The organism is Frondihabitans sp. PhB188 (genome assembly GCF_003752365.1).
Taxonomy (GTDB): domain Bacteria; phylum Actinomycetota; class Actinomycetes; order Actinomycetales; family Microbacteriaceae; genus Frondihabitans.
The window spans coordinates 184,403-194,815 of the sequence record NZ_RJUO01000006.1 but is presented as its reverse complement, the minus strand read 5'-3'; the positions used below and the strand labels follow the sequence as shown (position 1 = coordinate 194,815).

Genomic DNA, 10,413 nt, shown 5'->3' with positions numbered 1-10,413 from the left:
GCGAAAAAGAATTCGGGTCAGTGTCGCTGAGGGGGCAACATCGCCGGTGGGGGAGTGAACACGATCCTACGTGTCCCCCTAAGTGCTGACACCCGGTCGGGGACCCCCAGAACGGGGGCAAAACCGGAACCCGTGTGCTCGAGGTGCGCCACAAGCCCGCCTACGTTCACCTCTCCCGCACGGCAGACCGGCGATAGAGGCTGCGCCGATGAGACCAGCTTTATCCTTTGGCACCTATACCCGTCATGGGTTCCGGCCGCTTTACGCCGGGAGGCCCTGACGCTGTATGCGTCAGGGCCTCTCTACCGTGCGGTGGTTGCTAGTTGCTCACGCCGCGGCGACGACGAGCAAAGAACGTGAAGACCCCGCCCAGCGCGACCAGCAGGGCTGCGAACCCAGCAATCGGCGCCGTGTTTGAGCCGGTGAAGGCAAGGCTGCCGTCGGCGTCAGTCGCTGTGGCAACCGGCGTCGCTGTCCTTGTGCCAGCCGGGGTGGTGACGGCGGCGGTGAGAACGAACTCGACATCGTTCGACGGGCCAGCAACAACCGGGTCGCCGTTGGCGTCAAGGACCGGCTGGCCCTGGGCGTCGAGGAGGAACGACGCAGCCTCAGCGGTGTAGTCATTCGCCTTCAGCGCCAGCGTCACCTTCCACGTGCCGTCGGCACCGACGACGATCGGGTCCTGAGGATCCGCCGGCGTGGTCGCCTTGGGGGCGGTCACCTTTGCCTGAGCCTTGGCCGCCTGCGCTTCAGCTGCCTTTACCTGCGCGGTAGGGACAACTGCGAGAAGGATGTTGGATCCGGGCGTGCCGGTTCCCGTGAAGGTGACATTGCTGCCGGTCAGCTTCGCGCCCGTCTTCGGGGACGTGATCACAGGAGTTGCGAGAGTCGGGACCGGGGCGGTCTCTACGGCGGGAAGCGTGATCGTGAAATCGATCGGCGCACCGGCAGCACCCACGTTCAGCTCGTTCGCGGTGAGGTTCTGCGTGACGGCAACGGTGTCGGGGAACGTGTACGTCGCGCTCCACGTGCCGTCGGCGCCCGGAATCGTCTGGAACAGGCGGGTGCCGTCCTCGGCGAGGACATTGACGGGTTCACCCTCGGTGCCGGTGCCGGTGAACTGGACCGTCCGAGACTTCACCGTCTCACCGTTCTTCGGCGAGGTCACCGTGAACGACGGCGCGGCCGGAGCTGCGGCCGGCAGGGTGATGCTGAAGGCTTGTGAAGCACCGGCGGCTCCGACGTTGGTCTCGTTCGCGGTTAGGTTCTGTGTGACAGCGTCGGTGTCCGCGAACGTGTAGGTGCCCGACCAGGAGCCATCGGCTGCCGGGATGGCCTGGATGAGACGGTCGCCCGCCGCGTTCAGCACGTTGACCGGCTGACCCTCGAAGCCGGTACCCGTGAAGGTCACCGTACGGGACTTCACCGTGTCACCGTTTTTCGGGCTCGTAATGGTGAACTCTGGTGCTGCGGCCGGCAGGGTGATTGTGAAGTCGCGAGCGGCACCGTCCGGTCCCACGTTCAGCTCGTTAGCCGTGAGGGTCTGCTTGACTGCGGCCGAGTTCGGGAACGTGTATGTACCCGACCATGTGCCGTCAGCTGCCGGGGTCGCCTGGACGATGCGGTTGCCGTCAGCGTTCACGATGTTGACAGGCTGGCCCTCCGTGCCGGTACCGGTGAAGGTGACTGTGCGAGAGTCGACGGTGTCGCCGCTGGCGGGGGAGGTCACGGAGAATGTGGCGGGAACGTCGGCCGTGACGGTCTGGCTGCCGTCCTCGCCTAGCTGCTGGGTGACCTGCTGCACCGTGAAATTCATTGGTCCCGACGTGGTGCCCGGGATGGTGTACGACATCGAGTACATGCCGTTCTCCACTGTTGTGCGACGGACGGCAAAGTTGCCGTCCGAATCCAGCAGCTCAATGGAGTCGCCGGTCGTGGCGTTGCCGGTGACCGTGAAGACACGGCCAGACACCGTGGCGCTGGACACCGTGAGGTCAGCGGGATCCGCGTTCGCGGGGACGGCCGCCACGAGAGCGCCGCCGAGGGAGAGCGTAAGAACGACCGGGACGGCCATGCTTTTGCGCCAGAGTGAACTGTTCACAGAAATGGTTCCTTCAGATGAGAGTGCGAGCTTCTTTGCTCGTCAATATCCGACCCAGTCCGGACCTGACGACACGTCGTTGACGATCCATAGAAAACGTCAACTTTTGCAAACTACCAGCGAACCGTCCAGTTTGAAAACGAACATTGCAGACAACGCAGAAGGCTTGTGCGACCGCGATCAGGACGCGGACCGGGTGGTGCCACGGTCAGGACGGTTCAGGACACCACCCGGCCCAAGCATTCTGTCATCTGGCTTCATTTCGAAGAGCTATTTATGACCCAAAATCACTCCCCCCGAACAGCCCATAATGTTGATTATGTCAAGTACTGGATATTGCTGCTCACTTCAGCAGTGCCCCATTTGCAGACGAAGTCGAGGGCTTGTCTTAATCTCGATTCTCGTCCGCGGCGTTGCCCGCGGCGAGCCATTCCCATTGCGGGATGAGACGTTGGACTTATTCGATGCCGCCCGTAACCTGTCCCGGCGGTCTTTCATCAATTCGACAGCTTCACCTCTGACTGTCGATTCGCCTTTGCGAGCGACGGCTGCAGGAAAGGCGTCCCGCGAAGCTGTTCGGTCCACTATGGCCGCACGCCTCCGCTACGCACTCACCAGCCTGTCCCCCGCGGAAGTGAGGGAATTAGACCTGGCGACCGCTCAAGCCCTCACGAAGTTAGCCCTCGGCCTCGGATTCCGAGAAGGACGTTCCTGACGCCGGCTTACGTGTCCTTCGTCGACAGACTGTCTGGGTTCCGATGCAATGAATCAGGTGCAGTGCGGGCTCGAGACACCCTTTTCGGCCAGGTCCACGCCAGAGGCGCCTGCCGGCCAATGATGGCCGGGCAGGCGCCCCCGAAACGCAATCTCAGTGGCTACTTACGAGTTCGGGCTGTTCAACAATGTCCGTCCCGTGGTCGCTGAGGGAATGCCCCTCAGCATCGAGGTGAGGCAGGACCCTGTCGAGCCAGGCGGGAATCCACCACGCCTTCTCGCCGAGGAGCGTGAGGAGCGCGGGCATGAGGATCATTCGGACGAGGAACGCGTCGGCCATGACTCCGGCGACGAGGCCTAGACCGATCTCTGCCGCCACCGCGATTGTGCTGCCCGCAAAGCCTGCGAAAACGAAGGTCATGATCGCGGCCGCCGCGACGACGACGGGAGCGGATTTCCTGAAGCCGCTGAGGATTGCAGCCTTTGGCGTTTTCCCTTTCGCGTGCTCTTCCTGGATGCGGCCGACGAGGAACACCTGGTAGTCCATCGCGAGGCCGAACAGGATCCCCACCAGGATGATCGGCAGGACGCTAAGCATTGGGTTGCCCTGCGGTGCGGTGATGAGCGGGTCAAGCCAGCCCCATTGGAAGACCGCGGTGCTGATGCCGAGGCATGCGCCGACCGACAGCAGGTAGCCGAGGGTCGTGATGAGTGGCACGAGCAGCGAGCGGAACATCACGATCAGGAGGATCAGCGAGAGCGCAACGATGACGATGATGTATTCGATCAGGGCGTGCAGGAAGATCGTGGCGCTGTCGATTCCAACGGCTGTTTCGCCGGTGACGTCGAGTTGCACCCCGGAGATGCTTGTTTCGTTGTCGCGGATCTCGGACACGAGGTCCTTGGTCGCGTCATCGATCGGTCCTTGAGTGGAGATGACGGTGAACAGCGCTGCGTCGTTTTCGGACGTGGTGGCCACCGACACGGCGGTTTCGACGTGGTCGAGCGATGCGAGCTTCTTCTGGATTGCGGGGATCTCCGACTTGATGTCGTCGCCTTGGGCCAGGACGATGAGTGGGCTCTGGACGCCGCCGAACTTGTCGACGATGAGGTTGTACGCGAGGCGCCTGGTGTTGTTTGGGTCGTCCCCGCCGGGGACGCTGTTGGCGGTCTGCATCGTGAGGATCGGAGCGGAGACGATGCCGAGGATGACGACAACTCCTACGGCGGCGACGATGGGGCGCTTGACGATGAACCCGACCCACTTGGACAGGAACGTCGACTTTTCGTCGCGCGCCATCTGCTCAGTGGGTGTGAGCACGGTGCGCTGCTTCTTTGGCAGGGCCCGGTAGCCGAGGGTGCGGAGGAACACGGGCAGGAGGGTCATTGCGGCGAGCATGGCGACGAAGACGCCGAGAGCTCCGGCGAGACCCATGTTTCGGATGGTGCTGATTCCGGTGATGCTGAGGCCGGCGAGGGCGATGATGACGGTTGCTCCGGCGAAGACGACGGAGGTTCCTGCGGTGCCGGTGGCACGGGAGACGGCGTCGACGACTTTCCGTCCTTCGCGCAGCTCCGCCCGGAAGCGGGTCAGGATCAGGAGGCTGTAGTCGATTCCGACAGCCAGGCCCAGCATGATCGCGAGGGTGATGGTGGTTCCCTCGATGGGGTTCAGGACGCTGTAGCCGAGGATCCCGAGGACGCCGACGCCGACACCGGCGATGGCAACAAGCAGGTTCACGCCGGCAGCCAGGAGGGAGCCAAAGGTGAGGAAGAGGACGACGAAGGCGATGACGACGCCCGCCAGCTCACCAATACCGAGTCCTCCTGAGGAGGAGTTGTAGATCTGTCCGCCGACCTCGGCGTGGAAGTCGGAACGCGCCTGGGTGGCGAGTTTCAGGACACGGTTGTAGGTCTGCTCCTCGTCGCCGGCCTTCAGCCCCTTGAAGCTCAACGTGGAGACGACGGTCGTCTGGTCTTTCGACACGTATGGTGCCTTGGCGTCGAACGGGTCGGTGACACCTGTCACGTTCGGGATCGCGGCGGCGTCGACGAGGAGGCTCTTGATCTCGGCGGTCTTGGCGGGGTCGGTGACCTTGTCTGAGCCTTTGGTCTCGAGGACCAGTTGGAGGGTCTTCGTGGAACTGGTCGTGGTGGCGCCGGGGAACTTTTCGTTCACGACGTTGAGAGCGTCGACCGACTTGCTGCTGGGGGCGGAGCCGGCGGGGTCGCTGATCTGTGCTCCGGAGAACACGAGGACGACCAGGCCGCCCATGACGGCGACCCAGACGGCGGCGACGAGGAGGCGGTGCGTGGCACTGAACCTCCCGATACCGGCGAGAATGCGGGGCATGAGAACTCCTGAAACTGAGGCGCGAGAGCGCTGGAAGTGGGGACTTCCTCAGTGTTCCGGCGGACGACCGGGGCGTAGTCGTCCGGGTGGATCGTCCTTTTCGCTTCGATCGCAGTAGGTACGCAGCGACGCGGAACGGCTGTCACTCGGGCGTGATGCCGGCCCGGAACGCAAGCGTCATCAGCTGTGCCCGGTCGCGCGCGCCGACCTTGCTCATGGCCCGGTTGATGTGGGTCTTCACCGTGAACGGTGAGAGGGATAGCGCAACTGCGATCTCGTCCTTATCCAGGCCCGCCACCATGGACGTCACGACGGCGCGCTCACGGCTGGTGAGAGCGGCGAAGCGGTCGGCGACACCCGCGTCGATCGTCGTTCGGGGTGAGTCGCTGACATGACCGATCAGCGCCGCTGTGGCGGTCGGCGACAGGGCGCCGCCGCCGGCGGCCACTTCCTTGACACCGTTGGTGAGGTCGGAGGGGCTCACTCCTTTGCTGAGGAACCCGTTGGCACCGGCTTGGAGGGCGAGGACGACGTTCCGGTCGTTGTCGAACGTGGTCAGGATGACGATCTTGACGGTGTCACTCGGCCACGACTGCCGGATGCGTTTGGTGGTCTCGACTCCGTCGATGCCGGGCATCCGGATGTCGAGCAGGATCACATCCACGCTGGTGCTGGCGAGGGCGTCGAGGGCGTGAAAGCCGTCGGCGGCCTCGGCGACAACGTCGATGTCAGGGTCCGCTTCGAGCATGCCGCGAATGCCGAAGCGGATCATCTCCTGGTCATCGACGACGAGGACGCGGATCACTGGCTGAGCCCGCCGTCCATAGGGAGCGCGGCGGTGACAGTGAACATGGCCGAGCGCTCCTCGGCGCTCACGTGCCCGCCGGCGGATTGGGCTCGCTCCCGCATGCCGACCAGTCCGTAGCCGGCCCTGCCCTTGGGTGCTGCCAGTGGCGAGACGGGGTTGGTGATGGTCAAGGTCAGGACTGCTTCTGCGGCGACACCGGTGATGGTCGCGCTTCGCATCCCGTGTCGCTGTGCGTTCGTCAGGGCCTCCTGGACGATGCGATAGGCAGCAGCGCTCACCTCCGCACCGAGCCTCAGCGCGGCTGGAAGTGTCAGATCGACATCCAGTCCGACGGCCCGGAACGAGTCGACGAGGTCGGGTATCTCCTCGTAAGCGGCGACGGGTCGCGTGCTCTCGATGTCAGAATCCACGCGAAGAACGTCCAGGATGTGCTGTGTCTCGCGAAGGACGGTCTGCACGCCTTCTCTTGCCGCGTGGAGTGACGACCGGGTGGCCGTGTCGCCAGGTTCAAGGCCCACTTCGGCAAGTCCCAGGTGCATGTTGATGAGCGCGATCTCGTGTCCGACAACATCGTGGAGGTCCCGGGCGATCCGGAGTCGTTCTTCGGCGACGCGGCGGTTCGCTTCGCTCTCTCGTGTCACTAGCGCATCTCGCGCACGTTGCTCAAGCTCCTGCCAGTACTGGCGTTGACCTCGCAGGGCGCTGCCCGCCGCAGCACCAGCGAAGGCAAGAACGGCGGCGACCGGCGCCGTTGCACCCAGGCCAATGCCGTCAAACGATGACACGCTGGCATAGTTCAGAACAGCCACGAGCAATCCGACCCAGAGCCCCGGCAAGCCTCGGAGGCAGACGTAAAACACCCCCACGATTGACATAGTCCACGTCACCTGGGGGTCATTGCCGGTGATCACTGCGATCAGCGGAGCGACCGAAAAAAGAAGAGTCCCTACCCAGAGATATCGTCGGCTGAGCGCGATCCCTGCCACCTCCGCCGCCAATGAGCAATAGGCGCCCCCATTCGCATCCTGGACAACCAGGTGGACGGCGGCTGCGACGCATGCGACCGCGGCGACTACGAGAGCCAATACATCGAACAGGCGCGGGTACCGCACTACAAACGCCCGATACGGACTCAAGCGAAGCGTGGGGATGAAAGGCACCCGCTCATCATGACCCGGACCATCCACTCGCCAGTACTGCGATCGCAGTAATTGGTTACTGTTCCCAACAGGGGTAAGGCCTTCCGCGGTTAAGGCCAGGCTTCTGACAGCTTCACGCAACTACCACCCGTGGGCCGGACGGGCACGGCTTCTCATTCTTGCGGCGAACAGCCCATGGGCTCTTTTGGCGACAGAAGCTGGACGAGGTGAATCGCTTTCTAGTTCCCCGTCACGAGAGCTTGGAGGCTGTCGCCGTACAGGGCGATGATGCCATCGAGGGGGGCCTCCAGCAGGTACTCGTCGTCGTAGACGGCAAAGGCCGTCATCAGACCCAGGAGCTGCGCGGCGAAAAGATGCGCCCGGAGTTCCCCGTCGGGAGCGTCGATGCGGTCGATGAGGGGCTCGATGAGAGACGCGGCGATTGATTCATGCAGCCGTCTGCGGATGTCTGGCTTAGAACTAGCTCGGACCGTTGCGCCGAGGATCTCGAGACCTTTCTGGCGTCCGGGGACGATCAAGCCCACGACGCGTGCCCCTAGCCCTTCGAGGGGGCCCTCGATGATGGATCGCATGGCACTCGAGGAGTCCATCGTCTCGAGGAACAGGTTCTCTTTCGACCCGAAATGGCGGAGCACGATTGCGGGATTGACGGCGGCCTCCCGGGCGATATCGCGGATACCTGTGGCCTCAAAACCGTTCTCCTCGAACAGTTTGGTGGCGGAAAGCCTGATGGCCTCGCGTACAGGCTCCGATCTGTCGTGCTTGGCACGGACAACAGCCATGGAATGCCTTCCTTCCTCAGATTGTCCCGCGAGCCGTTCCTTCTCCGTCTGCCGATCCGATCAGCTCGGAACTCTCGCTTGACAACGACTGTAATCCTAGTTTACTTTTCAAACATCGTTTACAAACCTCGTTTACAAACAATGTTTACTCTTGTGATGTGCGCGCTCGGCGCGTAGCCCGCCTCATCTCGCTCTCTCTACTTCCTGGAGACCTCCCATGACCGAAACAACCTCCAGCCCACCCGCAGTGCGGGCAGATCGCCGGGCGGTGGCTCTTCGACTGTTCTCTGCTTTCCTTGCCCCGATATTTTTTGTGATCGCGTTTCCGCTGCTGTTCGTCGGGGCGATTCACAAGCCGACCCCGCACGAGCTGGACGTGTTGATCGTGGGCCCGACGCAGGTCGTCTCTCAGATCACGTCGAAGCTCGATGCGACAACGGAGTTCCACGCCACCCATACCGATGTCGTCTCGGAAGCGCGGAGGCAGGTCGAGAACCGGTCGGTGGTGGGGTCCCTCGAGATCGCCACCTCGGGTTCTGATCCGTCGGATCCCACCTTCACGGTCACGACGTATCTCGCAGCCGCCGAGGGCCGATCGGTGTCGGCCACGATTCAAGCCCTGGGAACACAGGTCGCGGAAGACCTGGGCACCACGACCAAGACGGTGGACGTAGCACCTCTCGATGCGGAGGACCCGCTCGGTACAACTCTGTTCTACTTGCTGACTTACACCTCGCTGGCGGCCTACCTCGTCATCATCGTCCTCACGCAGGTCATGCCGAAAGCAGGGCTCCGCGTCCGCTATGGCGCCGTCGGCATCACCTCTTTCGCGGCGCCTCTGATCGTGTTCGGCCTGTCGTCGATCTTCGTCGGCGACTACGGTGCGAGCTTCGGCACTATCGCGGCGCTCCTGGGCGTGAATGCGCTGTACGTCTTCACTGTGGGTGCGCTGGCGATCCTGCTCGCGCAGTTCCTCGGCAAGCTGGCATCGGTCGGAGTGATGGGCTTCATCGTCCTTCTGAACTTCCCGAGCTCCGGGGGCCCGACGCCGGCCTCGATGCTGCCGCCGTTCTGGCAGGGCATGCACCAGTTCTACTTCGGCTCCGGGGCCTACGAGGCGTTCCGCTCCATCGTCTACTTCGACGGGAACGGGGCACAGCGCTGGCTCCTCCAGCTGCTCGCCTGGACGGTCGGGCTCATCCTGATCACCACGATCGTTCACCTGACCCAGACCATCCGTCGACAGCGACTGGAGATCGCTGCTTCCCGGACGCAGAACTTCAGCTCCCTCGCACAGGAAGAGGCGGTCCACCGTCACCTGGCAGTCGAGTCTCCCGTGACCATGACGACCGAGAAGGCACTCTGATGACCGACACCACACCCACGAGACCCACTCTGCGGGAAGACCTGTCGACGATGCCGGAGAACCATCTCGACGTCGTCGTCGCACCGGGATCGATCGACGAGAACAGGGCGGCATCCCTCCGAACACGCATCACGGCGATCATCTCCATGCCGCTGTTCTTCCTCCTCGCCTTCACGATCTGCTACGTCAGCGCCGCCCACGCACCCGTTCCGCACGATCTCGCGTTGACGCTCGCCGGCCCCCGCACTGTCACGAGCGAACTGGCGGATGCCATCAACGACAAGGCACCCGGCGCCTTCGACATCACCCAGACGACGACCTCCGCGACAGCCCGGGACGCAGTCGCACAGCGCGACGCCGTCGGCGCGCTCCTCATCGACGGCACCGATGTCACGACCATCGTGGCCTCCGGGGGCGGCGCTCTCGCGGTGCAGACCGTCACGACGGCAGGTCAGCAGGTCGCGGCTGAACTGGGCGGGAACGCCACCGTCGAGAATGTCGCGCCCCTGCCGTCCGACGACCCGGGTGGATCGATCCTGTTCCTGTTCCTCGTGATCTGCACCGTCGGCGCCTTCCTCGCCGTGACGGGAATCACTCAGGCGTTTCCGAAGGCGCGAGCCCGAGCCATGGTCCTGACGGCCGCCGGCGCGGCCGCGATCGTCCCGGTCATCGGCTTCTCGTTGATCTCGGTCTACGTCGACTACGAGGTCAGCTTCGGCACGGTCGCAGCGCTTCTCGGGATCGGCATGCTGTACACATTCACCATCGGCCTCATCGCCACCGTCTTGACGTTGCTCCTCGGCCAGGCCGCCATCCTCGGCGAAATCCTGGTCCTCGTGGCCCTCAACTTCCCCAGCGCCGGAGGCAGCGTTCCCGAGTCGATGCTGCCCCCGTTCTGGCAGGTCGTCCACAGCATCTGGGTCGGGTCAGCCGGTTTCGAGGCGATGCGGGGCGTCATGTTCTTCGATGGCAACCAGGTCGCCCCCTGGCTCCTGCAGCTCGTCATCTGGACGGTCGCCGCTCTCCTGCTGACGCTCCTCATCGCTTTCTCGCGGCGGAAAAGAGATCGACGCGCAACGCCAGACACTGTGCTCGAGCTGAGCGCCAGCCCCGCAGCTCTCTGATCCCC

General features: G+C 63.7%; 7 protein-coding genes. 2 read left to right on the top strand and 5 right to left on the bottom strand.

The features are described from left to right. Window positions 1-319: 319 nt before the first annotated feature. The 5 genes from EDF46_RS17550 to EDF46_RS17530 form a co-directional block, all read right to left on the bottom strand. The gene (locus EDF46_RS17550; RefSeq protein ID WP_148061290.1) at window positions 320-2,101 is read right to left on the bottom strand and encodes a hypothetical protein; all 1,782 of its coding nucleotides are present in this window, start codon (window positions 2,099-2,101) and stop codon (window positions 320-322) included. A gap of 868 nt (window positions 2,102-2,969) precedes the next feature. Continuing rightward, window positions 2,970-5,168, bottom strand: coding sequence for an MMPL family transporter (locus EDF46_RS17545; protein WP_123507900.1), 2,199 nt, complete (start codon window positions 5,166-5,168; stop codon window positions 2,970-2,972). Window positions 5,169-5,310: 142 nt separating this feature from the next. Continuing rightward, window positions 5,311-5,973, bottom strand: a complete 663-nt coding sequence (locus tag EDF46_RS17540) for a response regulator transcription factor (protein ID WP_123507898.1) — start codon at window positions 5,971-5,973, stop codon at window positions 5,311-5,313. Continuing rightward, window positions 5,970-7,136, bottom strand: coding sequence for a sensor histidine kinase (locus EDF46_RS17535; protein ID WP_148061289.1), 1,167 nt, complete (start codon window positions 7,134-7,136; stop codon window positions 5,970-5,972). The genes EDF46_RS17540 and EDF46_RS17535 overlap by 4 nt, the downstream gene beginning before the upstream one ends. 218 nt (window positions 7,137-7,354) lie before the next feature. After that, window positions 7,355-7,918, bottom strand: coding sequence for a TetR family transcriptional regulator (locus EDF46_RS17530; RefSeq protein ID WP_123507894.1), 564 nt, complete (start codon window positions 7,916-7,918; stop codon window positions 7,355-7,357). Window positions 7,919-8,294: 376 nt separating this feature from the next. Here EDF46_RS17530 and EDF46_RS17525 point away from each other — a divergent pair, with 376 nt between their 5' ends. Continuing rightward, window positions 8,295-9,284, top strand: coding sequence for a hypothetical protein (locus EDF46_RS17525; RefSeq protein ID WP_158614318.1), 990 nt, complete (start codon window positions 8,295-8,297; stop codon window positions 9,282-9,284). Next, a complete protein-coding gene (locus EDF46_RS17520; RefSeq protein ID WP_123507890.1) occupies window positions 9,284-10,408 on the top strand; it encodes an ABC transporter permease in 1,125 nt (374 codons plus the stop codon). Before EDF46_RS17525 ends, EDF46_RS17520 begins: the two co-directional genes overlap by 1 nt. The last annotated feature ends 5 nt before the right edge of the window (window positions 10,409-10,413 follow it).

Coding starts and splice junctions, on each gene's coding strand:
- EDF46_RS17545 (WP_123507900.1), bottom strand. CDS start 5,168: ATGCCCCGCATTCTCGCCGGTATCGGGAGGTTCAGTGCCACGCACCGC.
- EDF46_RS17530 (WP_123507894.1), bottom strand. CDS start 7,918: ATGGCTGTTGTCCGTGCCAAGCACGACAGATCGGAGCCTGTACGCGAG.
- EDF46_RS17520 (WP_123507890.1), top strand. CDS start 9,284: ATGACCGACACCACACCCACGAGACCCACTCTGCGGGAAGACCTGTCG.